The sequence below is a fragment of the Mesorhizobium sp. M0571 genome (assembly GCF_040320985.1).
Classification (GTDB): domain Bacteria; phylum Pseudomonadota; class Alphaproteobacteria; order Rhizobiales; family Rhizobiaceae; genus Mesorhizobium.
Window position 1 is genome coordinate 440,473 of the sequence record NZ_JAMYQT010000001.1, and the last position, 23,088, is coordinate 463,560.

Sequence of the window (23,088 nt, forward strand, 5' to 3'; positions counted from 1 at the left end):
ACCTCCGCTACGTTGATCTTTTGCTGCGCACCGAGCCGGCGGCCGCGTGCCCGGCTGATGCCTCTTCGGATAGCGGGGCCTCTTCGGATAGCGAGACCTCTTTGGAAGCAGCGGGCTTGGGCACGGATTTGGCGAGGAGCACGCGGACCTCTTCATCGCTTGTCTGTGAGAAATCCACGTACCACCGGCCGACACCGAGGAGCGGCTCCGGCGTCGTCGCGCAAACGACCTCGTCGGCGTCTGCCCGCATCGCGTCGCAAGTGTCGGGGCTGCCGACGGGAACGGCCGCGACGATACGGGCGGCGTGGCTTTTTCGAAGCGCCTTGATCCCCGCCCGCATGGTCGATCCGGTCGCAAGCCCGTCATCCACGAGGATAATGGTTTGTCCGTTCAACTGCGGTGGGGGCCGCCCGCCCCTATAGAGGTGCTCGCGGCGCAGAAGCTCTTTTTCCTCCTTTGCGGCGACCGCATCGACGACATGTGGCGGGATCGCGAGACCGCTGACGATTTCGTCGTTCAGGACACGTACGCCGGAGGGCGCGATCGCCCCCATGGCCAGCTCCTCGTGACCGGGAACGCCGAGCTTGCGCACGATGAAGACGTCGAGCGGTGCCTTGAGTGTCTGCGCGACCTCGTAGCCGACCGGCACGCCGCCTCGGGGCAGCGCCAACACGATGACGTCGTCGCGCCCGGCAAAGCGAACGAGCTCCCCGGCGAGTCGCCGCCCGGCCTCGCGGCGATCTGAAAAGATGATAGCCATGATCTTCAATCCGCGTGCATCTGTTTTTCCCAGTGGATGTTTTTCACCAGCCTGCTTGAGCCTTGGCCAAGTCAACCAGTACGGCTAGCCTGCGGCTACTCCCGTTAGCAAGCCTGCGGCTACTCCCGTGAGCAAGCCTGCTGCGCCGGCACTATTTTGGAACTCGCTCGCTGCTTGGACGTTCCAAGAATAGTTTCGATCGCGAGGTGCCGGCACACGCATTGGCGCGGATCGAGAAGAAGACTGCAGATAGTGATCCGTACAAGCCTCGTCCGGCCACCCGGCAATCTCGCGATCCGCAGCAACGGCCGCGTTTTGGCGACTTGTTGCCTCGGCAATCAGAGAGAGGAATATCCCATGCAAGTTCAGGAGATCATGAGCCGTCGGACCGAACTGGTCGGCCCGAACACGACAATCAGGGATGCCGCCCGGAAAATGCGGGCCGACAATCTCGGGGCTCTTCCGGTCGGCGAGAATGACAGGCTGGTCGGCATGGTGACGGACCGCGACATCGTGATGCGCGGCGTCGCCGAGGAGCGCTCAGCCGGCAACACGACCGTCCGCGAGGTCATGTCCGAGCATGTCTATTGGTGTTTCGACGATGCCGATATCACCGATGCGGCGAAGATCATGGCCAAGCATCAGGTGCGGCGCCTTCCGGTGATCAACCATGACAAGCGCCTCGTCGGCGTCATTGCCCTGGCCGACCTCGGTCGGACCGATGAGGAAGCCGCCAAGATCGCACTCGAAGGCGTTTCCGAGGCGACGGACGATCCCCGGCGCTAGACACTCGCCCGCGCGGTTGCCGCCGTGCTGGCCGTTTCTCCATCGGGCTGAACGCCGCCTGCTCAGGCAGCCTTCAGTTTGGCATCTATCGCGCTTTCACTTCTATGCGGCGCGTCTTGTCCTTTGCAGCGGGGTTCTTCGGAAGCTCGACGGCCAAAACGCCGTTCTTGAAAGTGGCCTGTACCTTGTCGGCATCGACCTCCACATCCAGGGGGATGGTCCGCTGAAACCGGCCATAACTGCGTTCGCTATAGGTGCGGCCGCCAACGCCTTCCTTGTGCTCGGAACGCTTCTCGCCCGTTATGGAGAGGGTGTTGTCGCGCAGCTTGAGCTCAACGTCCTTCTGCTCGAGCCCCGGTAATTCGGCGGTAATCTTATAGGCTTGGTCTGTTTCATATACGTCGACGCTCGGCCAAAGATCGCCGGCCGTAGTCGCTTCGGCCATTGGCGCAAAGAAGTCGTCGAACAGGCGATCGATCTGCCGGTGGAATGACGTAAGCGGATCTCGTCCGGATGGATAGAGACTTCGGGATGGCGTCCAGGACGCCAAGTCACGGTTTGCCATGGTTCTTCTCCTGTTTTTCCTGTTTGCATCGCTCGCCGCCATGCGATCGGCGACAGCAAATAAAACTCGTCCACCCATGAGGATGTTCCGAGCGCCGGCCGAGAAAGGCGGGTCGAAAACCGGCGGCAAAAGCCAGCTCGAATCCCGTCAGAACGGAGCCGCCGACGACAGGGAATGTGCACCGCGGAATGCGCATCGGGGAACAACCGGCAGGCAGGACTGTTTGGTCACATCCGCCGTAATCGGATTTGAACGGAAGGAGGATTTCGATGAGCGCCACCGGACTCGACGTATTCGACAAGACACTGCAGACCACGAACATCTGGCTCGACGAGATCATGGACGAGATTGGGCCGGATCGGCAGATCGCCTGGCACGTTCTCGGAGCGGTGCTCCACGCCCTGCGGGACCGCATGCAGCCGGATGTTGCAGCCCACCTCGGCTCGCAGCTGCCGCTTCTCGTGCGCGGCGCCTACTACGACCGATATCAGCCTTCCAAAGCTCCCGAGAAGATGCGGTCGCTCGATGAGTTTCTGGCCAAGATCAAGGCGGAGCTGGAATTCACCCGTCCGGTCGATTCCAAGGATGCGTTCAGGGTCGTGTCAAAGGTGCTTGCCCGTCATGTCGGAGAGGGACAGATGCACAAGATCTGGGAATCCCTGCCAGGAGAAATCAGACGTGTCGCGGAAGCTCAGCAAGCGGCGTGAATGGCGCCCGTCCTCGAAGCGGGTTCTCGATCGTAATTCTCCTTGGGGAAATAGAGATGCCACTCACCCTTATCAGCCCGGCGTTCCCGGCAGGCGGAAAAATTCCCGAAAGGTATACGCGTGACGGCCAGAACGTCTCGCCGCCGCTGAAGTGGTCCGGTGTCCCGGATGGTGCCAAGAGCCTTGTTCTTGTCGTGCAGGATCCCGACGCGCCAAGCGGGATTTTCGGGCACTGGGCGGTGTTCAACATCCCGCCGGATGCTGGCGGACTCGCCGAGGCCGAAGACGGCAAGCCCGGCCCGTCGGCACTCAGGCAAGGCACCAACGATTTCGGCAATGCCTATTACGATGGTCCGCAGCCGCCCGTAGGGCATGGCGTCCATCATTACCATTTCCGGCTGGCCGCGCTCGATGTGCCGAGCCTCAGTGTACCGGGACAGGCGGGCGTGCATCAGGTCTGGAAGCAAGCCCAGAAACACGCATTGGAGGAGACGGAGCTGGTCGGAACCTACGAACGGCCAGGATGACGCCGGCGGCATCGGTCGCCGCCTTCACAGTGCCCGCCTTCACAATGTAATCTGGGCAAGCGGTTTTCGGGCGGGGCCGTGGATGACCGAACCGTCGGCGGCGAAGATCGAGCCGTGGCAGGGACAATCCCAAGTGTGGTCCGCGTTGTTCCAGGTTACGGTGCAGCCCTTGTGGGTGCAGGTCGCCGAAACCGTGTGGAGTGCGCCTTCGGTGTCTCTCCACGCAGCGATCTTTTCGTCACCCCTGACGATCACGCCACCCATGCCGGGCGCAATGTCGTGGACGCTCGAGACTATCGATTGACTGCGGCCGTTCTTGTGGAAGTCCTTGGGATAGGGCCGCGCCGGATCGTAGAGCTTTTGCCATGGGCTTGGGCGGGCGCAGATCAAATCCGCGATCATGCTGCCCACCGCAGTTGCGTTGGTGATGCCCCAGGCGTTGAAGCCCGTGGCAATGTGGAAGCCAGCGGCCTTGGAGGGATCGGGTTCGCCAGCGTACGGTACCCTGTCGGACGTATCGTAGTCCTCATTACACCAGTGCCACGCAAGGTCGCCGACCGGAAGGTTCTTTCTTGCCCATTTTCCCAGTTCGACAAACCGCTTCGCCACGTCGCCATCCCAGCCCGTGTCGAATTTGGGGCCAAGCGCGACCAGCAGCGGACCCTCGGCATCGCGGCCTGTGCGGATGGAATGCGTTGGATCGTCGATGCCGATGAACATGCCGTCGACAGTGAGGGGATCATCGATCCGAAATGCCATGGCGGTGTGGCAGCGCGGCTGGGTCCGGTTCGCCATGCCGATCGGGCTCTTCACCGTCATGTTGGTGGCGACGACGACGTGCTCGGCATCAACGGCGCCGCCATCGGTGGCGACGCGCCAGCGGTCTGCCTCGTCGATCGAGGTGGCGCGGCTGTTTTCGAAAATCCGACCGCCACGGGCTGTCACCGCTTCCGCCAGGCCAACCAGATACATCGTTGGATTGAACTGCGCCTGGTCGGGAAACCGTAGTGCGGCGGCCGTTTCGAAAGGCAGAGGCGCGCGGTCGAGGACCTCGGCCTCCAGCCCGACCTGGCGCGCGGCCTCTGCCTCGGCCGCAATCTTGTCGCGCCGGCTTTCGTCGCGGGTGTAGGTATAGGCGTCCTTGCTCTCAAGATCGCAGGCGATGGCGTACTCGCGAACCCAATCGCGGATCTGTTTGGCGCCGGCGGAATTCGCATCGGCATAGGTCTGCGCCAGGTCCCGGCCGAAGGTGTCGATGAGATGGCGATAGATCAGCGCGTGCTGCGTGGTGATCTTGGCCGTCGAGCGGCCGGTCACCTGGCCGCCTGTGCGCAGGGCTTCGATGACGACCACCGACCGGCCGGCCTCGCAAAGGCGAAGCGCCGTCGTCAATCCGACAATTCCTGCCCCCACGATCACGGCGTCCGCATGGATCGAGCCCTCGAGCGAGGGATAGTTCGTAGAGCTGGCGGCCGCCGCCCAACAGCTTCCCGGTTTTCCCAAGAGAGTGGCCATTTCAACCGCGTTCCTTGCGTCTCGATGCACTTCCATCGACAACCGCGCCGGCAGAGGAACGTTCCGACGATTCGGCGCTTTCAATCGTTCTCTCGCCACCCCGGGTCAGAAAAGCACCGGGAAGGTGCGAGGTGCAGGCCATGACCCAGGTGATCGCCTCGCGGTCGTATTCGTCGCCGGAGCGCCAGTCCTCGAAGAAGGCGTTCAGCCTATCGACACGCTCCGGCCAGATACCAGCGGCTTGCAGGCCGAGCGACACGCCGTAATTGGTGAAGGCGAACTTGGTATCGCGCAGCCATGGGGCGCGGCTGAAATGGCCCGGCGGGTCGACCCACATCGTTTCCAAGGTTCGCAGCGAACGCCTCGTCTGGTCCTCGGCCCATGGCTCTGCGGGAAAGAAGTGGGCGAGCCACAGCATCATGCCGAGGCCGAGATCCTGCTCGATGTCGAGGGTGCGCCAGTCGCGCTCCATCAGGTCACGCATCTGGGCGATCTCGGGCGCCAGCGCGTCCTCATCGAGCATCCGGTAAGAGACATAACCATCATAGGCGTCCATGCTGCCGAGACCGTAGCCGGGATATGGGCTGCTCAAATCCTCCTGCATCTTCCAGATCACGCCGCGGCCGGGGATCACAAAAGCCGGATGAATGTCCCGCGCCAGCGCAATGCCGCGCTTGCGGTATTGCGCCTTCAGATCGCCGAGGCGCGCCAAGGCGAACAGCCACATCGCCAGATAGTGGAAATACTGTCCGTCGCGATCCGCCGCTTCGCCGATCCTCAGTCCGCGCCGGCGGCCAAGCACACGCTCGACATCCGCCACCAGCCGCTCGGCCTCGTCCAGCCAGCGCTCTTCGCCAAGTTCCGTATAAAGCGAGACGTAGAGCACGACCCCGAAGGCGTCCGTCCAGAGATAACGCAAGCCGTTGGGCCAGATGCCTTCCGCGCGCATCCAGTCGAGTTTCCGCAGGACGTAGTCAACATCACGCAGCATCGCGCCAAAGCCCGAACTCACTGAAGCCGAACTCATGACAGAGCTGGCCGATGTCCGGTCCCATGCGACTATGAGCATGCGGCATATCGAGCATGTCTTTCCTCCGCTCCGGTTGATCTGGCCAGATATGGCGAAACGATCTGATCGGCGGCGGGTTCCTTGGCCGTTTCCGCCGGCCCGACCCGGGAACCCTCCGCCTGATCATGAGTTTCGGGTCCAGCCGCTCACTTCCGCACGGAGGAGGTTTCGTTGTCGCGTCCGATCGTGCTCTCCCTGGGTAGCATCAACGCCGACTTGCAATTCGACGTTCAGGGCTCGCTTGGCGACGGCGGCAACATGCGGGCCAGCGGCTTCGCCCAACGCGCCGGCGGCAAGGCCGCCAACGTCGCCTATTTCACCCACCGCCTCGGCGTTCCGACGAGGCTTGTCGGGCGCGTCGGCGACGACCATTTCGCCGAGAACGCAGTGGGTCCGCTAAAGGAGGCCGGGCTCGGTCTGGAGCATGTCGGCGTCGCACATGGAATCCCGACCGGCGTTGCCATGGTGGCGGTTCCGAAGGACGGCACGAAATCGATTCTGTCCGCATCGAACGCCAACATGTCCTGGGATGATGCGACCGTTGAGAACGTCGTGGCGGCCATCAGGAATGCTCCTGATCGATCGATACTGGTTGCCGACTTTGAAATTTCCTTGCCAGTCCTGAATGCCGCGTTCGCGACGGCGCGAGAGCGTGGCTTGCGAATCCTTGCCGATCCCACCTTTGCCGACCAAATCGATCGATCGCAGCTTGACCGCTTCTATGCCGTCACCCCTAACCAGCAAGAGGCTTCGGATCTGCTTGGTGTACGGATTGCCAGCAATGAGGACGCAGCCCGAGCCGCGCTCCAGCTCAATGCGCTTGGGGTCGAGATAGCATGCGTCAAGCTCGAACAGGGTGGCTGCTTTCTGGCCCTGGATCAGGACGTAATGCAAATCCTCGCCCCGCCGGTAGAGGTGGTCGACAAGACGGGTGCCGGCGATGCCTTTATCGCGGCGATGGCGGTCGCCTTGCTCGACGGCAAATCGCCCTATGACGCCGCCTGTTGGGGCGTGGCGGCATCGACCATTGCCGTCGGGAAGAAAGGCGCACAGGAGTCCTATCCGTCGATGAGAGAATTCCAGCAAATGATCGGATCGGTCGAACGTTGCAATGGACGTGAATTGGCGTAGCCGGTGTCGGGACCACGCGGCCCGAACTCATGCCGGGACTGGCCGAGCGGTACAGGAAGCGACGCGGCGCGAACAAGGCAAAAAGTGCACTGAAGATCATCTAGCCGGCTTCCTGCGCGGAGGAGGCGCAGGGGTTAGCGTGGGTTCTGCAAAGCCGAATCGGCTTTAGCCCATGGAGGTCAAGATGAAGTACTGCGGGATAGACTTGCTTGGGAAGCTGATAAGCCGATAACGCTCGAAAAAATCTGTGAGCCTATCCTGAGCCTAAGTGATGCTACCCGTCAGGTAACCTATTGACAACGTGGTGATCCCGACAGGAATCGAACCTGTGACCTACAGATTAGGAATCTGCCGCTCTATCCTACTGAGCTACGGGACCATCACGCCCGACACATAACCGCTTCGGGACGTTTCGCCAAGAGGCAGCTAGGCCGCTCGCTTGGGTTCGACCGCAAACGGGCTCAGGCCCAGCCAGGTCTGCATTTTGCGGGCGATGTCCTGGTCTCCCGTCAGAACGACTTTCGCTCCGGCCTTCTCGACCGTAATGAGTCCCATCCAGATTTCGGTCATGGTGTGCAGGTCGGTCGAGACGTAGAGATCGACATCGAAGCCCGGGTCATACCAGCAGAGATCGACCTCGCCGTGCTTTTCGACGATCAGCCACCACGACCGTTTGGAGGCGGGGAGCTCCTGGTACAGAAATTGTATCACCGTGCGGCCGTCGGGCAGCGGTGACGCGTTCAGGTTGCGCCGCATGTCCCACATCAGCAGCGACGGATCGAGGTTCTTCAGGGACAGCCGGGACTCGACCCATTTCTGCCCCCAAAAACCCATCGCCTCGACGACGGAACGCAGATCCCTGCCTGCCTCGGTCATCCGATATTCGAAGATGCCTTTCTCGCCGCGCACCTCCTTGCGCTCGACGATCCCCGCCAGCTCGAGCTCCTTGAGGCGTTGCGACAGAAGGGTCGGCGACATTTTGGGGACGCCGCGGCGCAGATCGTTGAAACGGGTCGAGCCCGCCACCAGCTCGCGAAGCAGAACCATGGTCCAGCGGGTGCACAGCACCTCGGCGGCCATCGATAACGGGCAGAACTGCTTGTATCCGGACTGGGTCATGATGTTGTCTTCCCCTCAAACTTAGCCCGGATCATAACGCTTTCCCCGCGGCACGGCGAGTACAGAAACTGTACCGGCCAGTGTGGTGGATTTGACGTTCCTGCTTTCTGGGTGGCATCAGCGTTCAGGAACTTCAAATCCAAAACCACACTGGAATCCAAGCACTTGCTGGTGTGGCTTTTGAATCCGAAATTCGCTCGCTGCGCCGCTCCAAAGTGAAGGCGAATTTCGGATTCGCCACACCAGTACAGATCGCGGACTGGCTGGCGCGACCCTTGCCATGCGACCCCTTGGCCGCTGCACGGGATACCCCTGTGCACGACCAGGAGACATAACCCATGACCGCTTACGTTATCGCAGACATCAAGGTGAGGGACCCGCAGTGGATGCCGGCCTATGCCGCGTCGGTCCACGACCTCGTTCACAAGCACGGCGGCAGATATCTGTCGCGCAGCGGCAATGTGAAGACGCTCGAAGGCAAGCCGCTCGACACGACGCTGATTGCCCTGATGGCGTTCCCGACCGAGGCAGCGGCCCGCGCCTTCACCGACGATCCTGCTTACGCGCCCTTCGTTTCGGCCCGTCAGGGCGGCAGCGACAGCCGTTTTCAGCTGATCGACAATTCCGATCTGGCCGGAACCATCCCCTATCTGCCGAAGGGATGATCCTCCTCGGCGTTCGTCGCATCGGGACAGGGATCTCCGAGCAACAACAGCCACAGCGCCCACCTGCCGGACCTCCCTATTTCCGGCGGCCGGCCAGGTTGGGCTCTTCAAGAAGAATGGAATGAATATGACAATCAACTTTCGCAATAGATTTGTCGCTGCTGCTGCGCTGCTGTCGGCATGCACGGCGTTGGCGCAGGCCCATCAGACGGCGGCTGCTCCGGGCACCAATCCGCTGGCCGACAAGGTGCGGGCCGTCAACAGCCGCTTCGAGAACGTGGCGGCGGCGACCGCCGAGGGCTATGCGCCAATCCCCTGCGCCAGCGGCATCACCGGCGGCGCCATGGGCATCCACTACGTCAATCCCGGCTACCTCAAGGATGACGCGGTCGACGTCACCAAACCCGAAGCCGTCATGTACGAGCCGATGGCCGACGGGACGCTGAAGCTGATCGCGGTCGAATACATCACCTCGAAAGGCCCGGCATCGCTCGATGGGCATCTGTTCAACTTCAACAGCGCGCCCAATCGCTATGGCCTCGGCCCGTTCTACGAGCTGCATGTCTGGGCCTGGAAAGGCAACCCCACCGGCGCCTTCGCCGACATGAACCCGGACGTCTCATGCGAACCGACGACTGCCGCTAGCCAGTAGGCAACCGAGCCAGGCGGCGCCAATGCCGCCTGGCCTCGCGGAATTGCGGGAGCAGGGCTCAGATGCTTTCGGTCATCCCACCGTTGCCAGCAAGGGACGCAAAGATGGGATCGAGATAGCGGAACTTTCGGGATGCCGTCGCGCTTTAGTGTCCCGAAGGAGAGACCCGCATGAGCGCCACGAAAGAGTTCTTTGAAACCTGGCTGCAGGAGAATGTCGGCAATTTGCCGGCCGAGAGCGAAGTGAGCGTCGCCGTCCTGGCTCAGCAATTCGAGCAGGATGCCGACGCTGCCGGCTATGGTCACGAGGTTCGCGAAGACGAGCTCGGCAATATCCAGGAAGCTATCGAGGCAGCCCTGAAAAAGGCGAGGACAGGCGAACAGCCACAAACTGCCGCCCCTGCTGAAGAGAGCGACCTGGCGCCGGTCATGGAGGCGCTGGAAGTCGAGGATCCGAAGAGTGGGCCGTAGCGGTTGCGGCTCTCCCCTTCGACGCTACATGACCGGGCATGATAGATGCCAAACACATCACACTCGGCGTCGTGATCGGCGTGGCCATCGGCGTCGTGTTGGACAACATTGTTGCGGGTATTGGAATCGGCATTGCTCTGGGCATTGCCTTCGGCCTTGCCCGGAAGTCATCCGGCCGAAATTGACTATCAGAGCATTGTCCTGCCCGATTTTGCCGCCCAGAGGTGCGGCGGCTGCCGCCCGCCGATGCCGAACGGCTACGCCGCCAGTGCCGTCTCCGCAAGCTTCACCCAATAGCTCATGCCGTGCGGAATGACCTCGTCGTTGAAGTCGTAGGCCGGGTTGTGCAGGCCGGCGGTATCGCCATTGCCGATGAAGATGAAGGCGCCCGGCCGCGCTTCCAGCATGTAGGAGAAATCCTCGCCGCCCATCACCGGCTGGATGGCGCGGTGCACGTGGCTGTCGCCGGCGACGTTGGCCGCGATGTCGCTGGCAAAGACCGTCTCTTCCGGATGGTTGAAGGTGACGGGGTAGTTGGCATTGTAATCGACCTCGATTGTCGCGCCGAAGGCAGCGCCCAGGCCTTCGCAAAGCGCGCGGATGCGCTCTTCGGCCTTCTTGGCGACCTCCTTCTTCAGCGTGCGCACGGTGCCGGCGATCTCGGCGACCTCGGGAATGATGTTATAGGCGTCGCCGGCGTGGAATTTCGTCACCGAGACGACCACCGCCTCGACAGGATCGGTGCTGCGCGAGGCGATCGTCTGCAACGCGCCGACAAGCTGGCTGGTGATGACGATCGGGTCGATGGTGCCGTGCGGCATCGCCGCGTGGCCGCCCCGGCCCTTGACGGTGATGGTGAATTCGGCGGTCGCCGCCATGATCGCGCCCGGCCTGATGGCGAACTGGCCGACCGGCAGGCCCGGCATATTGTGCATGCCGAACACCTTGGAGATGCCGAAGCGCTCCATCATGCCGTCCTTGACCATTTCGTTGCCGCCGCCGCCGCCCTCTTCGGCCGGCTGGAAGATCACCGCGACGGAACCAGCGAAATTGCGTGTTTCGGCGAGGTATTTGGCGGCACCCAAAAGCATCGCGGTGTGGCCGTCATGGCCGCAGGCGTGCATCTTGCCCGGGACGGTCGAGGCATAGGATTTGCCGGTGATCTCATTGAGCGGCAGGGCGTCCATGTCGGCGCGCAGGCCGATGGTCGAGCCTTCGCCCTGGCGGCCGCGGATGATGCCGACGACGCCGGTCTTGCCCAAACCCGTCACGATGTCGTCGCAGCCGAACGCCTTCAGCTTCTCGGTGACGAAGGCGGCGGTCTTGAAGACGTCGAAATTCAGCTCCGGCGTCTGGTGCAAATGGCGGCGCCAGCCGGCCACCTCGTCCTGCATTTCGGCGGCTCGGTTCAGGATCGGCATGATGGTTCCATCTCGCTGTTGGAGCAGGCGGTCTTGACCTGCTGCTTTGCAATTGTGCCTGCTGCCTTGCAACCATGCACGCTGCTTTGCATTGTGCTGCTGCTTCCACATTGTGATCGGCAGCACTTTGCCATGTTGACGTCACATAGAGTAAATAGCACCGCGACTGTGGTCCGGGAACAGAGAGCCGGACTATTATCCTGGCGATCGTGTAACGAAATCTTACGGAGCCAGGGGCGACTGCGGCAAGAGGCTATTTCGGGTTCCATGATGCGCTACAGGCATTTCCTCAAACTGTTGGTGGCGGGCGCAGCTGTGCTTCCGGCGCTGGCCGGGCCTGCCTTGCCCAATCCGACCATCCTGTTCGACCTGAACAGCGGCAAGATCCTGCAGCATCAGGAGGCGTTCAGGCGCTGGTATCCGGCATCGCTGACCAAGCTGATGACCGCCTATGTGGCGTTTCGTGCGATTGCCGCGGGCGAGGTCCAGCTCGATTCGCCGATCAAGATGACGAAACATTCGGCCGGCGAGCCGCCGAGCAAGATGGGCTTCAAGCCGGGCTCGGTGATGCGGCTCGACAATGCGCTGAAGATGATGCTTGTCAAATCGGCCAACGACATCGCCATGGCGGTCGGCGAGAATATCGGCGGTTCGCAAGCGGCTTTCGCCGAGCGCATGAACGCCGAGGCGCTCCGGCTCGGCATGAGCGGGTCTCATTTCGTCAATCCGAACGGGCTCTATTCGCCGGACCAGTATACGACAGCGCGCGATCTCGCTCTGCTGGTCATGGCGATCCGCAAGGAATTCCCGCAATATGCCCCGTGGTTCTCGATCGAAGGGCTCGCCGTCGGCAACAAGGAGATCTCCAACTACAACCTCCTGATCGGCCGCTATCCGGGTGCCGACGGCATGAAAACGGGCTTCGTCTGCTCGTCCGGCTTCAACATGGTCGGCTCGGCGACCCGCAACGGCCGCACCCTTGTCGCCGTGGTCCTTGGCGAGCAATCGGCCGTCACCCGCGCCGAAGCGGCGGCAAAGCTGCTCGACCAGGGCTTTGCAACACCGGCGCCGAGCTGGCTGACGGTCGCGGCCCTGCCGGCCTACGGCGACACCATGTCGGCCAACGACATGCATGACGAGATTTGCAAGAAGAAGCCGGTCGAAGAGCAGTCGGAAGCCGCACCCGCGGTCGGTGACAAGGGCAAGGACGTGCCGAAATCGCCGTATCAGGAAAAGCTCGACCATGTACCGACGCTGATCGCCGTCGGCCTCGGCGGCGCCACGGGGCCGAGGCCGAAGGCGATGCTCGATGCCTCCGGGCAGGAATATGCCGACGTGCCGCTGCCGACATGGCGACCGGACCGGGCGCCGCCGGCCGGCGCCGAGCCGGCCGTGGCCGGGTCGACCACCGCCGCGCAGGTCCAACAGCCGGCCAAGGCGCTGAACTAGCCGCATGGCCGGCTTCCCGATCCCCGTTTCGGTGCTCACCGGCTTTCTCGGCGCCGGCAAGACGACGGTGCTCAACCGGCTGCTCAGGGATCCGGCGCTCGCCGACACCGCAGTCATCATCAACGAGTTCGGCGAGGTGGCGATCGACCATCTCCTGGTCGAGCAGGCTTCCGACGGCATCATCCAGCTCTCCGATGGCTGCCTCTGCTGCACGGTGCGCGGCGAGCTGGTCGACACGCTGGCCGACCTCGTCGACAGGCTGCAGACCGGCCGCATCGACCGGCTTGCCCGCGTCGTCGTCGAGACCACCGGCCTCGCCGATCCAGCACCCGTGCTGCAATCGATCATGGCGCATCCGGCCCTGGTCCAGGCGTTCCGGCTCGACGGCGTCATCACCCTGGTCGACGCCGTCAATGGCAATGCGACGCTCGATGCCCATGTCGAGGCGGTGAAGCAGGTGGCGGTCGCCGATCGCATCGTGCTCAGCAAGGCCGATCTAACCACGGATGCGGGCGATGCCAAGACGTTGCGGGCGCGGCTCAGGCAGCTCAACCCGGGCGCCGTGGTGCTCGACGCGAGCGAGGCAAGCACCGCGACCCTGTTCGATTGCGGGCTCTACAATCCGGCCACCAAATCCGCCGACGTGCGGCGCTGGCTGGGCGAGGAAGCCGGTCATGAGCATGATCACGGCGGGCATGACCACGACGGGCATGACCATGGCGACCACGATCACCATGGTCACGGCCACAGGCACGATTCCCGCGTCCGCTCCTATTCGCTGGTTCATGACGGGCCGGTGCCGTTTTCGGCAATCGAGATGTTCCTCGATCTGCTGCGCTCGGCGCATGGCGAGCGCCTTTTGCGGATGAAGGGCGTCATTGAGCTTGCAGAAGATCCGTCGCGGCCGCTCGTCATCCATGGCGTGCAGAAGATCCTGCATCCGCCAGTGCAACTGCCGGCCTGGCCGGACAGCCAGCGCCGCACCAGGCTGGTACTGATCACGCTCGACATGCCGGAAGACTATGTCCGCCGGCTTTTCGCCGCCTTCACCAACCGGCCGTCGATCGACACGCCGGACCGGGCGGCACTGGAGAACAATCCGCTGGCCATCGCTGGGCGGTAGCTTCAATTTCCGGACGCGGCGCCGCTCTACGCTGATCGCAAACATTCCGGAGCCGGCGGCGTCGGTGAAGCTGCCGATCTCCCCCCTTGAGGGGGAGATGTCGCCGAAGGCGACAGAGGGGGTCGCCTCGGCTGGCGCGACGCCCTGTGGGACGAAAGAAAAGGTTGGCGCTTCACGCGCGGCGACCCCCTCTGGCCTGCCGGCCATCTCCCCCTCAAGGGGGAGATTATCCCGCTCAGCCGCTTTCGCCAGAACGAGCTAAGTCGAGACTCAGCCGATCCCGCGCTCGACCAGGAAGCGATGGCCACCTGATATCGCTGCCGTTTCGATCAGCTGATGTCCGCTCTCGGCGCAGAAGGCGGGAATGTCGATGACGGCGAGCGGATCGGTGGTTTCGAGCCAGAGGCGGCGGCCCGGCTGCATTGCGGCCAGGCGCTTTTTTGCCTTGAGCACGGGCAACGGGCAGTTCAGGCCTTTGAGGTCGTAGACGGCGGCGGGGCTGGTTGAGGCCCTGTCTTCTTGGGTCCCATCTCCTTGTTGAACCATGAACCTCAGCCGCCAAACATGCCGAGCAGCTTGTTCTTCAGCCTTGTCGCCCTGCTTTCCTCGGCCTCCGCCGCCTGCGTTTCGGCGACCGGGACGGCCTCCGCGGATGGTGCGACGGTCGCTGTCGCGACAGGCGCTTCGGCTGCTGCTTTGGTCGCTTCCTTTTCCGCCAGCGACTGGGCCTTGGCAGCTTCCTTCTCGGCCAGGGCCTGCGCTCTGGCCGCCTCTTTCGCGGCCTTCGCCGCTTCTATGGCGGCAAGCCGCTGTTCCTCGGCCTTCTGCTTGGCAGCCTTTTCTGCGTCGAGCGCCGCCATCTTGCGGCCCGCCGGCGAATCGACGCGGCCCATGCGCGCCGTTTCGGTCACCGTGCCGTCCGGGTTGAGCGAGGGCGGCTCGATCGGCACGCGTTCGCCGCGGGCACGCCGTTTCGACCAGTCGGAAACGATGCTGGCTTCCTTGATCCCGGCGATGGTCGGCTTGGGTGCCGCCACGCTGGCCTTGACGGCGCCGTTGAAGGCCGCCTCATAGGTGCTTTGATAGGCGTTGATGGCGCTTTTCAGCGAATCGGGCTGGGTGGTCGGAGGGCAAGCGCCGGTCGGATTGAAGGTCGAGCCGTCGGCCGCAACCTGGTTGAAGACATAGCGCTTCTCGCAGACGTCGACTTTCGGCGGCACCTTGGTGACCTCGAAATTGTCATAGCCGACCTTCAGCATCTTCCAGAATTCATAATTCGGGTCGTTGCGGTAGCGCGCCATGTTGGCTGCGGTCATGCGGAACGGAAAGGCCTGGATCTGGAACTCGGTCTGGCCGCCCTGGAAGGCGTCGCGGCCGAAGGCGTAGATCTGCTCGATCTGCGCGTCGGTCATCGAATAGCAGCCCGACGATGAGCAGGCGCCATGGACCATCAGGTTGGAACCAGTGCGCCCATTGGCGCGGTCATAGGCGTTCGGGTAGCCGATGTTGAAGGACAGGTGATAATTCGACCGCGGATTCATCTGTGCCGGGCGGACCGTGTAAAAGCCTTCCGGCGCCTGGCGGTCACCTTCGGTGAACTTGGGCCCGAGCTTGCCCGACCATTTGCAGATGTCGTAGCTGGCGACCAGATCGTAGCGGCCGTTGGTCTTGGCCTTCCAGATTTCGAGCTTGCCCTCTTCCTTGAAGATGCGGGCCATCACCGAGGAGGTGCGGACCATGCCCTTGGCCTTCATCTCGGCCAGGATCTTGTCCGGCAGCGGCCTGTTGGCTTGCGGCGCAAAATCCTTCATCGAAGCATCATTGCAGCCGGCGACGCCGATCGCAGCGATCAGAACTCCGGTGCGGGCAAGCTTGGCAAACATGGATATGGCTATCGTCTTCATCTCTGCGCCGCGGAGATCGCGGCTGCTAAACTGACCACTGACGGACCCTAAGCCCGTTAACCTCGAAAATTCCTTACCGCAATCATGCTGGCGCGTCCCCTTACGGCAAGCTCACTGAGCCGAATGCAGCGGCATTTTTGTGGCGAAACTGGTTCACGCCGCCACATTTGGGCCGCCGTGCCTGCCGGATGTTACAGATTGCGGCCCATCGCCAGGTATTTCTCGCGGCGATGCTCGCGAAAGTCGGTGTTGGCGCCGGAAAATTCCTTCATCGTCCTGGCGATGAGATCGCCGGTGGCGGCGATCACCGTTTCGGGGGCGCGGTGAGCGCCGCCGAGCGGCTCAGCGACGATGGCGTCGATGATCTTCAGCTCCAGCAAGTCCTGCGCCGTGATCTTCATATTGGTCGCAGCATCCTTGGACCGCGTGGTATCGCGCCACAGGATCGAGGCGGCGCCCTCCGGCGAGATCACCGAATAGATGGCGTGTTCGAGCATGTAGACGCGGTTGGCGGTGGCGATTGCTATGGCGCCGCCCGAGCCGCCTTCGCCGATCACCACCGAGATCGACGGCACCTTCAGGCCGAGGCAGGCCGAGGTCGAGCGGGCGATGGCTTCCGCCTGGCCGCGCTCTTCGGCGTTGACGCCGGGGTAGGCGCCGGCAGTGTCGACCAGCGTCAGCAGCGGGATTTGGAAGCGGTCGGCGAGTTCCATCAGCCGCACCGCCTTGCGGTAGCCCTCCGGCCGCACCGAGCCGAAATTATGCTTCAGCCGGCTTGTCGTATCGGAACCCTTCTCCTGGCCGATAATTGCCACCGGCTCGCCACGGAAGCGGGCGAAGCCGCCGACGATCGCCTGGTCCTCGCCGAAATTGCGGTCGCCGGCGAGCGGCGTGAAATCGGTAAGCAGACCCTTGATGTAATCGATGCAATGCGGCCTGTCCGGATGGCGCGCCACCTGCACCTTCTGCCATGGGGTCAGCGCCTTGTAGGCGTCGCGCAGCGCATCGCGCGAGCGCTTCTCGAGACGGGCGATCTCATCGCCGACATCGACCGCCTCGCCGTTCTCGGCAAGCTTCTTCAGCTCAAGGATCTTGCCTTCGAGATCCTGCACAGGCTTTTCGAAATCGAGGTAATTGTACATTCTTGGGCGAACCGGCAAGTCGGAAGGCAATGGCTGACGCAAGCCTGAAAATGCAGGCTGGGCGCGGTGGAACGTCGTTCTCACATAGCGACATGACGCCTAGTCGGCAAGCGGATGATGATCGTTGACCAGACGCACCAGCCGCTCCTCCAACACATGCGTGTAGATCTGCGTCGTTGAAATATCGGCGTGGCCGAGCAGCTGCTGCACGGCCCTGAGATCGGCGCCGTTCTGCAGCAGATGGCTGGCGAAAGCGTGGCGCAGCACATGCGGCGATATCTTCGCCGTGGCAATGCCGGCCCGCGCGGCAAGCCCCTTCAGTTCGCGGGCAAAGACCTGCCTGGAGAGATAGCCGCTATCGGAGGCGGCCGGAAACAGGAACGGGCTGTCGGCAAAAGCCGGCACCGTTGCCCGTTCGGCAAGCCAGGTCCGCATCGCCGTGCGCGCCTTGGCCGACAGCGGCACCATGCGCTCCTTGTTGCCCTTGCCGCGCACCATGAAGAAGCGGTCGTCGCGCTGCGCCACCGTCACCGGCAGGCCGACCAGCTCGGAAACGCGCAAGCCGGTGGCGTAGAGCACCTCGACCAGTGCGTGGAGGCGCAGCGCCGCCAGCCCGTCGCCGTCATGCAGCGAGGCATCCATCGCCTCCTGCGCGGCGCGATCGAGCAGCCGGCCGGTATCGGCCTCGCTCATCGTCTTTGGCAGCGGCCGGCCTTTCTTCGGACTGTCCAGCGTGCCGGTCGGATCGTCGCCGCGCAGGCCCTCGGCGTAGAGGAACTTGAAGAACTGACGGATCGCCGACAATTTGCGTGCCTGCGAGGTGGCAGCAAAACCGTGCGCGGCGATGTCGTCGAGATAGGCACGGATATCGGCGCTGGTGGCACCGGCAAGCCCGCCGGCGATCCCGGCGGAAGCGTCCTCGAGGTCGCGGCGATAGGAGGACAGCGTGTTCTCGGCGGCGCCGCGCTCGGCGCTCATCATCTCCAGGAAGGCTTCGATGCGGGCGGCGCTGTTCATTTTTTGGGATTGAGCTTTTCCGGAGGAATGCGCACGCTCATTTCCGCCTTTCTCGGCTCGACGAACATGACCAAGGCGAACATCGCGCCATAGACAATGCCAGCCAGAATCACGAGCGTCACGACAAAGCGAAACAGTGTCGGCATTAATTTTCGCTCGTCTTCTTGTTCTGTGTTTCCAACCCTGTGCCCTTATGAGGCGCCAATCCGTTGAATTCAAGGACGAAGCCCATAACAGGCCCTGGCCGCGCCGCGCTTGACGCAAACAGGCTTTTGATGTCGATACGCCGGCAAAGAGGCGCGTCGCGTTTGAAACGAATTCATGCGACGCGCTTTAAGTTTTGATTTTATGCAATGTCGTTATCGCAAAACCGCTGCGCACTTTTGCGCGACATGCATTAGAAACATCATGGTGTCATGAACGCGCTACCAGCAAATCCTCCGGGCGAGAGCCATGCCGCGCTGCTCGGCCGGCTGGGCGACCGTTCCATCGTCTTTGTCGGGCTGATGGGCGCCGGCAAGACGGCGATCGGCCGCAAGGTGGCGGCGATGCTGGCGCTGCCCTTCATCGACAGCGACCAGGAGATCGAAAGCGTTTCGCGCATGAGCGTCCCGGACCTGTTCGAACGCTATGGCGAGGCGGAGTTCCGGGCGCTGGAGCAGCGCGTCATCCTGCGCGTGCTGGAGCACGGGCCCCAGGTGCTGTCGACCGGCGGCGGCGCCTTCATGAACGCGCAGACGCGCGAGGCGATCGCCAGCCATGGCGTTTCGGTTTGGCTGAAGGCCGAGATCGATTTGTTGATGGAGCGCGTTTCCAAGAAGCAGAACCGGCCGCTGCTGAAGAGCTCCGATCCGCGCGCCGTGCTCGAACGGCTGATGGCGGAACGCTATCCGGTCTACGCGGCGGCCGACGTCACCGTGCCGACCCGCGACGATCGCAAGGAAATCATCGCGGCCGAAGTGGTGGATGCGCTGCGCGGCCATCTCGGCGTTGCCGACATTGACGAGGTGCGGTCGTGAGCGCTGATGCAACGGTCTCCGTCGAAGTCGGGCTTGGCGACCGTGCCTACGACATTTTGATCGGCCCCGGCCTGCTGTCACGCGCCGGCGCCGAGATTTCGCGCCGTCTGCCCGGCACGCGGGCGGCGGTCGTCACCGACGAAAACGTCGCCGCCGCGCATCTCGCAACGCTTGCGGCCGGTCTTGCCAGCGGTGGCATCCAACATGCCGTGATCACGCTGCCGCCAGGCGAAAAGACCAAGAGCTTTGCTCATCTGGAAGAGGTGGTCGACGGCGTGCTGGCGGCGAAGCTGGAGCGCGGCGACGTCGTCATCGCGCTCGGTGGCGGCGTCATCGGCGACCTGGCCGGCTTTGCCGCCGGCGTCGCGCGTCGCGGCATGAATTTCGTGCAGATCCCGACCTCGCTGCTGGCGCAGGTCGATTCCTCCGTCGGCGGCAAGACCGGCATCAACAGCCCTCGCGGCAAGAACCTGGTCGGGGTGTTTCACCAGCCCAAGCTGGTGCTGGCCGACACCGAAGTGCTCGACACGCTGCCGATCCGCGAGTTTCGCGCCGGCTATGCCGAACTGGCCAAATACGGGCTGATCGACCGGCCGGAGTTCTTCGCCTGGCTGGAGGAAAACTGGCGCCAAGTGTTTGCCGGCGGGCCGGAGCGGGCGCGGGCCATTGCTGAGGCCTGCCGCGCCAAGGCCGATGTCGTTGCCCGTGACGAGTTCGAGACCGGCGACCGCGCGCTGCTCAATCTCGGCCACACCTTCGGTCACGCGCTGGAGGCGGCGACCGGCTATGACGGCACAAGGCTCGTGCATGGCGAAGGCGTCGCCATCGGCATGGCGCTGGCGCACCGCTTTTCGTCAAGGCTCAACCTGGCCAGCCCCGACGATGCGACGCGTGTCGAGGCGCATCTTCGCGCAGTCGGCCTGCCTTGGCGCATGGCCGACATTCCCGGCGAATTGCCTGATGCCAATAAGCTGTTCTCCTTCATCACCCAGGACAAGAAGGTGTCGCGCGGCGCGCTGACCTTCATCCTGACGCGCGGCATCGGCCAAGCCTTCATCGCCAGGGATGTGCCCGCCTCGGAAGTGTTGTCGTTCCTCAGGGAGAACCATCCGGGTCGGCAGGAAAGCCGCCCGGGATGAGCCAAGCCGGCTGGATCGCGGCTGCCGTGCTTGCCGGCCTCGGCCTGCTGGGCTTCGTCTTGCGCATGCGCCTGCTCGCCGCCTTCGGCTACGAGCTGCAGCGCATCGAGCCGCAGCGTTCGGCGCATGAGGAATTGCGCGGCGCGGTCAACGATTTCCGCCGCGACGGCCAGGTGGTGCGCGAGGATCGTGCCCGTATCGGCGGCCTGTTCGACCTCGAGGAGCTCGAAGTCTCCGACGTCATGGTCCACCGCACCAATATGCGCTCGGTCAATGCCGACAATCCGCCGGAAGCGGTGGTGCGCGAGATCCTGCAGAGCCCGCACACCCGCATGCCGCTCTGGAAGGGCTCGCTCGACAACATTGTCGGCGTGCTGCATGCCAAGGATCTGCTGCGCGCGCTGAACGAAGTCGGCAACGATTTTTCCAGGATCGACGTGATGAAGATCGCATCGCGACCATGGTTCGTGCCCGACACCACGACGCTACAGGAGCAGCTCAACGCCTTTCTGCGCCGCAAGGCGCATTTCGCCATCGTCGTCGACGAATATGGCGAGGTCGAAGGGCTGGTGACGCTGGAGGACATCATCGAGGAGATCGTCGGCGAGATCGCCGACGAGCACGATATCGACATCCAAGGCGTCAAGCAGGAGGCGGACGGCTCTGTCGTGGTCGACGGCACGGTGCCGATCCGCGACCTGAACCGGGCGCTCGACTGGAACCTGCCGGACGAGGAAGCCACCACCATTGCCGGCCTCGTCATCCACGAGGCGCAGTCGATCCCGGACGAAAAGCAGGCCTTTACGTTTCACGGCAAGCGCTTCGTCGTCATGAAACGCGACAAGAACCGTATCGCGCGGCTGAGGATCAAGCCGGTGATGCTTGGCGAATGACAGCGCGCATCTTGTGGCACCTGTGGGCAGTCAGCAGTTGATGACAATCGATCGGCGAACCCTGCTTTTGGCGTCAATGGCGGCGCTGCTGCCGGGGCAGGCTGCGGCAGCATTGCGGCTGCGTTCGCCGTCGCGCGAGACCCTCGACTATGGGCCGGCCAAGCTCGACATCTATTCCCGCGATGGCGCAAACGGCCTGCCGGTCGTCTTTTTCGTTCATGGCGGCGCCTGGCGCATCGGCAACCGCAACAACGTCAATTCGAAGCCGGGTTTCCTGCTCGACAACGGCTTCTGCTTCGTCTCGATCGACTACCGGATGCTGCCCAAGGCCGATGTCGCCACCCAGGCGGCGGATGTCGAACTGGCGTATCGTTACGTGCGCGCCAACATTGCCAAGCATGGCGGCGATCCGAACCGGATTGTCGCGATGGGCCATTCGGCCGGCTGCCATCTCGTCGCGTTGACCGGCCTGCGCGGCGGCCTGCCCGGCGTCGCGGCGCTGGTCCTCGATGATACCAGGGCCTACGACCTGGAGGCGTTGGCCAGGAGCGGCGACATGGCAGGGGTCTATGCCCGCGCCTTTCCCGATCCGGCGCAGTGGCGCGCGCTGTCGCCGATCACCTATGTCGAGGGCCGCAAGCATCCGCCGACCTTCATCGCCTATTCGCGGGCGAAAGGCCGCGCGGCGGACGCGCAGGCTTTCGCCGAGCGTCTGAAGGCTACCGGAACCAAGGTCACGCTGTTCGACGGCAGCGCCTATTCGCACATGTCGATCAATCGCGACTTCGGCACCGAGGGCGATGCATTGACCGTCGCGGTGATGGCTTTCCTGCAGGCGACGCTCGGCTGATCTACCAGCGGGTCTTTTCGCCGGGCGCTGCCGGCTCGATCGCCAGGGCGTGGACGCCGGACTTCAATTCCTCGGCCAGCAGATCGTTGACGGCGCGATGGCGCTCGACGCGGCTCATGCCGGCAAAGGCGGGGGCGACGATGCGGACGCGGAAATGCGTCTCGCCGGTGCCGTCGAAGGTGGCGTGATGGCCGGAATCCAGATGATGATGACCGGCATGGAGATGGCTTTCATTGATGACAGCCAGCCGTTCCGGCGAAAACGCCTTTTTCAGCTTATCTTCCATCGTCGCCTGTATGGACATCGCCGCTTCCCTTCACCACATCTATGTCATCGCACAAAATTCGCCATTCGCCGGTTTTATGCCGCGATTCAGCGGTTAGGGCGATCATCGCGAAAATGTCAATTCTTGTTTCGCATCAGCGAACAGCCCATAAATGGGTGAGATGAAGCCGTACCCAAAATATTTCGAAAAGATTCGCATCCGCCCGGAGAAGGACGCGGAACTGAAGTCGCGCTCGCCGATCTGCCAGTGGGATGGCTGCAAGGAAGCCGGCACCCACCGCGCTCCGGTCGGGCGCATGAAGGAAGGCGAGTACTTCCAGTTCTGCTTCGATCACGTGCGCGAGTACAACAAGGGCTTCAATTATTTCTCGGGCGTTCCCGACACCGAGATCGCCCGCTTCCAGAAGGAGGCCATGACCGGCCACCGGCCGACCTGGAAAATGGGTGTCAACGGTGCTTCGACACGCTCCTCGCCGGACTTTGCCCAGGCGCGCTCCGGCCGCGCCGGCTACTACAACCGCATGCGCGATCCGTTCGACCTGTTCAAAGGCCCGAAGGATCCGCGCGAAGCACGCGAGCGCAAGGCCAAGCCGCTTGAGGCCAAGGCACTGGAAACGCTTGGCCTTGATACAAAGGCGACTGGCAAGGATATCAAGGCGCGCTATAAGGAACTTGTGAAACGCCACCATCCGGATGCGAATGGCGGCGACAGAGGTTCGGAAGACCGGTTCCGCGATGTGCTCCAGGCCTATCGCGTGCTCAAGCAGGCAGGTTTGTGCTGAGCGACCTTACGGTTCGTGTCGTTTTCCAACTTTCATAAGGTTGGAAAAGGCTTTAAGACCGCCCCCGAACAAAATCGATTGCCGGCGAAACGCGGCGT

General features: G+C 63.2%; 27 protein-coding genes and 1 tRNA gene. 15 read left to right on the top strand and 13 right to left on the bottom strand.

The window, feature by feature from the left end; all coding sequences use genetic code 11:
- Nucleotides 1-7: 7 nt before the first annotated feature.
- Nucleotides 8-760, bottom strand: a complete 753-nt coding sequence (locus tag NKI85_RS02180; RefSeq protein WP_352529101.1) for a phosphoribosyltransferase — start codon at nt 758-760, stop codon at nt 8-10.
- A 357-nt stretch (nt 761-1,117) separates the two neighbouring features.
- On the opposite strand from NKI85_RS02180, the gene NKI85_RS02185 reads away from it, so the two are divergent.
- Nucleotides 1,118-1,546: a CBS domain-containing protein gene (locus tag NKI85_RS02185; protein ID WP_023677862.1), complete on the top strand. Its 429-nt coding sequence runs from the start codon at nt 1,118-1,120 to the stop codon at nt 1,544-1,546.
- Between the two features lie 85 nt (nt 1,547-1,631).
- Here NKI85_RS02185 and NKI85_RS02190 read toward each other — a convergent pair whose 3' ends face one another.
- Complete coding sequence (locus tag NKI85_RS02190) at nt 1,632-2,111, bottom strand: Hsp20/alpha crystallin family protein (RefSeq protein WP_352529099.1); 480 nt, start codon at nt 2,109-2,111, stop codon at nt 1,632-1,634.
- A 269-nt stretch (nt 2,112-2,380) separates the two neighbouring features.
- Here NKI85_RS02190 and NKI85_RS02195 point away from each other — a divergent pair, with 269 nt between their 5' ends.
- The gene (locus NKI85_RS02195; protein WP_352529097.1) at nt 2,381-2,818 is read left to right on the top strand and encodes a DUF2267 domain-containing protein; all 438 of its coding nucleotides are present in this window, start codon (nt 2,381-2,383) and stop codon (nt 2,816-2,818) included.
- Nucleotides 2,819-2,874: 56 nt separating this feature from the next.
- Entirely contained in the window at nt 2,875-3,345 is a 471-nt protein-coding gene (locus tag NKI85_RS02200; protein ID WP_352529095.1) for a YbhB/YbcL family Raf kinase inhibitor-like protein, read from the top strand.
- A 39-nt stretch (nt 3,346-3,384) separates the two neighbouring features.
- On the opposite strand, the gene NKI85_RS02205 is transcribed toward NKI85_RS02200, so the two are convergent.
- Entirely contained in the window at nt 3,385-4,860 is a 1,476-nt protein-coding gene (locus NKI85_RS02205; RefSeq protein ID WP_352529093.1) for an FAD-dependent oxidoreductase, read from the bottom strand.
- Nucleotide 4,861: 1 nt separating this feature from the next.
- Nucleotides 4,862-5,851 carry a hypothetical protein gene (locus NKI85_RS02210; protein ID WP_352529091.1) on the bottom strand — a complete coding sequence of 330 codons (990 nt, stop codon included), beginning with the start codon at nt 5,849-5,851 and terminating at the stop codon, nt 4,862-4,864.
- Nucleotides 5,852-6,100: 249 nt separating this feature from the next.
- Between NKI85_RS02210 and NKI85_RS02215 the strand changes: the two genes are divergently transcribed.
- Nucleotides 6,101-7,060: a PfkB family carbohydrate kinase gene (locus NKI85_RS02215; protein WP_352529089.1), complete on the top strand. Its 960-nt coding sequence runs from the start codon at nt 6,101-6,103 to the stop codon at nt 7,058-7,060.
- Nucleotides 7,061-7,362: 302 nt separating this feature from the next.
- Here the strand turns inward: NKI85_RS02215 and NKI85_RS02220 are convergent.
- Together NKI85_RS02220 and NKI85_RS02225 are read right to left on the bottom strand one after the other, a co-directional pair.
- Nucleotides 7,363-7,439, bottom strand: a tRNA-Arg gene (locus NKI85_RS02220).
- A 47-nt stretch (nt 7,440-7,486) separates the two neighbouring features.
- Nucleotides 7,487-8,179 (bottom strand): winged helix-turn-helix transcriptional regulator, encoded by a 693-nt coding sequence (locus NKI85_RS02225; RefSeq protein WP_254816613.1) that lies wholly within the window; start codon nt 8,177-8,179, stop codon nt 7,487-7,489.
- Nucleotides 8,180-8,517: 338 nt separating this feature from the next.
- Between NKI85_RS02225 and NKI85_RS02230 the strand changes: the two genes are divergently transcribed.
- The 4 genes from NKI85_RS02230 (at nt 8,518) to NKI85_RS02245 (ending at nt 10,151) form a co-directional block, all read left to right on the top strand.
- Nucleotides 8,518-8,844, top strand: coding sequence for a DUF1330 domain-containing protein (locus NKI85_RS02230; RefSeq protein WP_352529087.1), 327 nt, complete (start codon nt 8,518-8,520; stop codon nt 8,842-8,844).
- A 121-nt stretch (nt 8,845-8,965) separates the two neighbouring features.
- Nucleotides 8,966-9,496, top strand: a complete 531-nt coding sequence (locus NKI85_RS02235) for a hypothetical protein (RefSeq protein ID WP_352529085.1) — start codon at nt 8,966-8,968, stop codon at nt 9,494-9,496.
- 170 nt (nt 9,497-9,666) lie between these two features.
- Nucleotides 9,667-9,966, top strand: a complete 300-nt coding sequence (locus tag NKI85_RS02240) for a hypothetical protein (protein ID WP_352529083.1) — start codon at nt 9,667-9,669, stop codon at nt 9,964-9,966.
- Between the two features lie 38 nt (nt 9,967-10,004).
- Nucleotides 10,005-10,151: a glycine zipper domain-containing protein gene (locus NKI85_RS02245; protein ID WP_352529081.1), complete on the top strand. Its 147-nt coding sequence runs from the start codon at nt 10,005-10,007 to the stop codon at nt 10,149-10,151.
- A 72-nt stretch (nt 10,152-10,223) separates the two neighbouring features.
- On the opposite strand, the gene NKI85_RS02250 is transcribed toward NKI85_RS02245, so the two are convergent.
- Nucleotides 10,224-11,387, bottom strand: a complete 1,164-nt coding sequence (locus NKI85_RS02250) for a M20 aminoacylase family protein (protein ID WP_352529079.1) — start codon at nt 11,385-11,387, stop codon at nt 10,224-10,226.
- A 270-nt stretch (nt 11,388-11,657) separates the two neighbouring features.
- Between NKI85_RS02250 and NKI85_RS02255 the strand changes: the two genes are divergently transcribed.
- Nucleotides 11,658-12,836 carry a D-alanyl-D-alanine carboxypeptidase family protein gene (locus NKI85_RS02255; RefSeq protein ID WP_352775603.1) on the top strand — a complete coding sequence of 393 codons (1,179 nt, stop codon included), beginning with the start codon at nt 11,658-11,660 and terminating at the stop codon, nt 12,834-12,836.
- A 4-nt stretch (nt 12,837-12,840) separates the two neighbouring features.
- Nucleotides 12,841-13,959, top strand: a complete 1,119-nt coding sequence (locus tag NKI85_RS02260; protein WP_352775552.1) for a CobW family GTP-binding protein — start codon at nt 12,841-12,843, stop codon at nt 13,957-13,959.
- A 270-nt stretch (nt 13,960-14,229) separates the two neighbouring features.
- On the opposite strand, the gene NKI85_RS02265 is transcribed toward NKI85_RS02260, so the two are convergent.
- The 5 genes from NKI85_RS02265 to NKI85_RS02285 all read right to left on the bottom strand — a co-directional run bounded on the left by NKI85_RS02265 (nt 14,230) and on the right by NKI85_RS02285 (nt 18,168).
- On the bottom strand, nt 14,230-14,505 hold the full coding sequence (locus NKI85_RS02265) for a sulfurtransferase TusA family protein (RefSeq protein WP_352531896.1): 276 nt from the start codon (nt 14,503-14,505) through the stop codon (nt 14,230-14,232).
- Between the two features lie 5 nt (nt 14,506-14,510).
- A complete protein-coding gene (locus NKI85_RS02270) occupies nt 14,511-15,842 on the bottom strand; it encodes a L,D-transpeptidase family protein (protein WP_352775606.1) in 1,332 nt (443 codons plus the stop codon).
- A gap of 212 nt (nt 15,843-16,054) precedes the next feature.
- Nucleotides 16,055-17,005: an acetyl-CoA carboxylase carboxyltransferase subunit alpha gene (locus tag NKI85_RS02275; RefSeq protein ID WP_352451195.1), complete on the bottom strand. Its 951-nt coding sequence runs from the start codon at nt 17,003-17,005 to the stop codon at nt 16,055-16,057.
- A gap of 99 nt (nt 17,006-17,104) precedes the next feature.
- The gene (locus NKI85_RS02280; protein ID WP_352531898.1) at nt 17,105-18,022 is read right to left on the bottom strand and encodes a site-specific tyrosine recombinase XerD; all 918 of its coding nucleotides are present in this window, start codon (nt 18,020-18,022) and stop codon (nt 17,105-17,107) included.
- The gene (locus tag NKI85_RS02285; protein WP_023721139.1) at nt 18,019-18,168 is read right to left on the bottom strand and encodes a hypothetical protein; all 150 of its coding nucleotides are present in this window, start codon (nt 18,166-18,168) and stop codon (nt 18,019-18,021) included. Before NKI85_RS02285 ends, NKI85_RS02280 begins: the two co-directional genes overlap by 4 nt.
- A gap of 270 nt (nt 18,169-18,438) precedes the next feature.
- Between NKI85_RS02285 and NKI85_RS02290 the strand changes: the two genes are divergently transcribed.
- The 4 genes from NKI85_RS02290 to NKI85_RS02305 are packed head-to-tail and all read left to right on the top strand — an operon-like array spanning nt 18,439 to nt 21,923.
- A complete protein-coding gene (locus NKI85_RS02290; RefSeq protein ID WP_352531900.1) occupies nt 18,439-19,041 on the top strand; it encodes a shikimate kinase in 603 nt (200 codons plus the stop codon).
- Nucleotides 19,038-20,180, top strand: a complete 1,143-nt coding sequence (gene aroB, locus NKI85_RS02295; protein ID WP_352531902.1) for a 3-dehydroquinate synthase — start codon at nt 19,038-19,040, stop codon at nt 20,178-20,180. Before NKI85_RS02290 ends, aroB begins: the two co-directional genes overlap by 4 nt.
- The gene (locus tag NKI85_RS02300; protein WP_352531904.1) at nt 20,177-21,073 is read left to right on the top strand and encodes an HlyC/CorC family transporter; all 897 of its coding nucleotides are present in this window, start codon (nt 20,177-20,179) and stop codon (nt 21,071-21,073) included. The genes aroB and NKI85_RS02300 overlap by 4 nt, the downstream gene beginning before the upstream one ends.
- Nucleotides 21,074-21,113: 40 nt before the next feature.
- Nucleotides 21,114-21,923, top strand: coding sequence for an alpha/beta hydrolase (locus NKI85_RS02305; RefSeq protein ID WP_352531906.1), 810 nt, complete (start codon nt 21,114-21,116; stop codon nt 21,921-21,923).
- A 1-nt stretch (nt 21,924) separates the two neighbouring features.
- Here NKI85_RS02305 and NKI85_RS02310 read toward each other — a convergent pair whose 3' ends face one another.
- The gene (locus NKI85_RS02310) at nt 21,925-22,227 is read right to left on the bottom strand and encodes a BolA family protein (RefSeq protein ID WP_352531908.1); all 303 of its coding nucleotides are present in this window, start codon (nt 22,225-22,227) and stop codon (nt 21,925-21,927) included.
- Nucleotides 22,228-22,360: 133 nt separating this feature from the next.
- Between NKI85_RS02310 and NKI85_RS02315 the strand changes: the two genes are divergently transcribed.
- Nucleotides 22,361-22,990, top strand: a complete 630-nt coding sequence (locus NKI85_RS02315) for a J domain-containing protein (RefSeq protein WP_036238769.1) — start codon at nt 22,361-22,363, stop codon at nt 22,988-22,990.
- Nucleotides 22,991-23,088: the final 98 nt, after the last annotated feature.

Coding starts and splice junctions, on each gene's coding strand:
- NKI85_RS02230 (WP_352529087.1), top strand. CDS start 8,518: ATGACCGCTTACGTTATCGCAGACATCAAGGTGAGGGACCCGCAGTGG.
- NKI85_RS02180 (WP_352529101.1), bottom strand. CDS start 760: ATGGCTATCATCTTTTCAGATCGCCGCGAGGCCGGGCGGCGACTCGCC.
- NKI85_RS02280 (WP_352531898.1), bottom strand. CDS start 18,022: ATGAACAGCGCCGCCCGCATCGAAGCCTTCCTGGAGATGATGAGCGCC.
- NKI85_RS02190 (WP_352529099.1), bottom strand. CDS start 2,111: ATGGCAAACCGTGACTTGGCGTCCTGGACGCCATCCCGAAGTCTCTAT.
- NKI85_RS02240 (WP_352529083.1), top strand. CDS start 9,667: ATGAGCGCCACGAAAGAGTTCTTTGAAACCTGGCTGCAGGAGAATGTC.
- NKI85_RS02260 (WP_352775552.1), top strand. CDS start 12,841: ATGGCCGGCTTCCCGATCCCCGTTTCGGTGCTCACCGGCTTTCTCGGC.
- NKI85_RS02275 (WP_352451195.1), bottom strand. CDS start 17,005: ATGTACAATTACCTCGATTTCGAAAAGCCTGTGCAGGATCTCGAAGGC.
- NKI85_RS02205 (WP_352529093.1), bottom strand. CDS start 4,860: ATGGCCACTCTCTTGGGAAAACCGGGAAGCTGTTGGGCGGCGGCCGCC.
- NKI85_RS02245 (WP_352529081.1), top strand. CDS start 10,005: ATGATAGATGCCAAACACATCACACTCGGCGTCGTGATCGGCGTGGCC.
- NKI85_RS02200 (WP_352529095.1), top strand. CDS start 2,875: ATGCCACTCACCCTTATCAGCCCGGCGTTCCCGGCAGGCGGAAAAATT.
- NKI85_RS02270 (WP_352775606.1), bottom strand. CDS start 15,842: ATGTTTGCCAAGCTTGCCCGCACCGGAGTTCTGATCGCTGCGATCGGC.
- NKI85_RS02255 (WP_352775603.1), top strand. CDS start 11,658: ATGCGCTACAGGCATTTCCTCAAACTGTTGGTGGCGGGCGCAGCTGTG.
- NKI85_RS02225 (WP_254816613.1), bottom strand. CDS start 8,179: ATGACCCAGTCCGGATACAAGCAGTTCTGCCCGTTATCGATGGCCGCC.
- NKI85_RS02250 (WP_352529079.1), bottom strand. CDS start 11,387: ATGCCGATCCTGAACCGAGCCGCCGAAATGCAGGACGAGGTGGCCGGC.
- NKI85_RS02195 (WP_352529097.1), top strand. CDS start 2,381: ATGAGCGCCACCGGACTCGACGTATTCGACAAGACACTGCAGACCACG.
- NKI85_RS02185 (WP_023677862.1), top strand. CDS start 1,118: ATGCAAGTTCAGGAGATCATGAGCCGTCGGACCGAACTGGTCGGCCCG.
- NKI85_RS02310 (WP_352531908.1), bottom strand. CDS start 22,227: ATGTCCATACAGGCGACGATGGAAGATAAGCTGAAAAAGGCGTTTTCG.
- NKI85_RS02290 (WP_352531900.1), top strand. CDS start 18,439: ATGAACGCGCTACCAGCAAATCCTCCGGGCGAGAGCCATGCCGCGCTG.
- NKI85_RS02210 (WP_352529091.1), bottom strand. CDS start 5,851: ATGCTGCGTGATGTTGACTACGTCCTGCGGAAACTCGACTGGATGCGC.
- NKI85_RS02265 (WP_352531896.1), bottom strand. CDS start 14,505: ATGGTTCAACAAGGAGATGGGACCCAAGAAGACAGGGCCTCAACCAGC.
- NKI85_RS02300 (WP_352531904.1), top strand. CDS start 20,177: ATGAGCCAAGCCGGCTGGATCGCGGCTGCCGTGCTTGCCGGCCTCGGC.
- NKI85_RS02235 (WP_352529085.1), top strand. CDS start 8,966: ATGAATATGACAATCAACTTTCGCAATAGATTTGTCGCTGCTGCTGCG.
- NKI85_RS02315 (WP_036238769.1), top strand. CDS start 22,361: ATGGGTGAGATGAAGCCGTACCCAAAATATTTCGAAAAGATTCGCATC.
- NKI85_RS02285 (WP_023721139.1), bottom strand. CDS start 18,168: ATGCCGACACTGTTTCGCTTTGTCGTGACGCTCGTGATTCTGGCTGGC.
- NKI85_RS02305 (WP_352531906.1), top strand. CDS start 21,114: ATGACAATCGATCGGCGAACCCTGCTTTTGGCGTCAATGGCGGCGCTG.